The sequence below is a fragment of the Micromonospora sp. BL1 genome (assembly GCF_003667485.1).
GTDB lineage: Bacteria > Actinomycetota > Actinomycetes > Mycobacteriales > Micromonosporaceae > Micromonospora > Micromonospora tulbaghiae.
This window is the reverse complement of the sequence record NZ_RCVK01000048.1, coordinates 1-847: the sequence shown is the minus strand read 5'-3', so window position 1 is coordinate 847 and position 847 is coordinate 1. Positions and strand designations below refer to the sequence as shown.

Sequence of the window (847 nt, the reverse complement as noted above, 5' to 3'; positions counted from 1 at the left end):
GGGCGGTACTAACCTCGCAACGGGCCGAGAGGAGACAGCCGCGATGCCGCAGCCGCAGCCGGGGGCGGACCGGCCGGCCGACGGGGCCGAGATGCCGTCCGTCACCGAGCCGGCGACCGCCGCCGACACCGAGGACGCCACGGGCGCCTCGGCTCCGGCGTCCCCGTCCGGCACGCCGGAGGCCACCGACGACCGGGCCTCCGACGGGGTGTCGGCCGACCAGCCGTCCGACGCCACCGACGGCAGACCGCACGACGGTACGCCCCACCGCCGGCCGTCCGCCGCCGCGCCCGACGAGCAGCCGCACCGCACCGGTCCGGGTGAACGGTCATCCGACGACGAGGTGCAGGACCTGCCGCCCGACGCCCCGGCCGCGCAGAGCCCAGCGGCCTCGACCTCCGACGCGCAGCCGACGCCCGCACCGGCCGACCCGGCAGGACAGGCCGCACCGGCCGACCAGGGCGAACCGACGGAGCCAGGCGAGTCGGCGCGGCAGGACGAACCAGTCGAACGGTCGGGGCACCCGGCAGACCCGGCCGCCACCGCCTCGCTCGACGGTGCGAAAACGCATCCGTCGGCGGGAGCAGCGACCGGCGACGCCGAATCGCCCAGCCGGGCCGCACCGACGACCGACGCCGCGGACGCCGCCGGCAACACCGGAGCGACGGCCGCCGACACCGAGGCGCCGACCGCCGACACCGAGGCGCCGACCGCCGACGCCGGGACGCCGGCCGGCACCGACGCCACCCCGCCCGTACCGGTCACCCGGGCCCGGGGTTCGGCGGCGGTTCCCGGCCGCACCACGCCCGTCCCCACTCCGCGGACCGGGCGACGGCCGGATCCGACC

At 79.2% G+C, this 847-nt stretch carries 1 pseudogene; it reads left to right on the top strand.

Annotation, left to right across the window (positions count from 1 at the left end):
• Positions 1-43: 43 nt before the first annotated feature.
• Positions 44-847 (top strand): annotated as a pseudogene (locus EAD96_RS00215) (hypothetical protein); the annotation flags it as partial.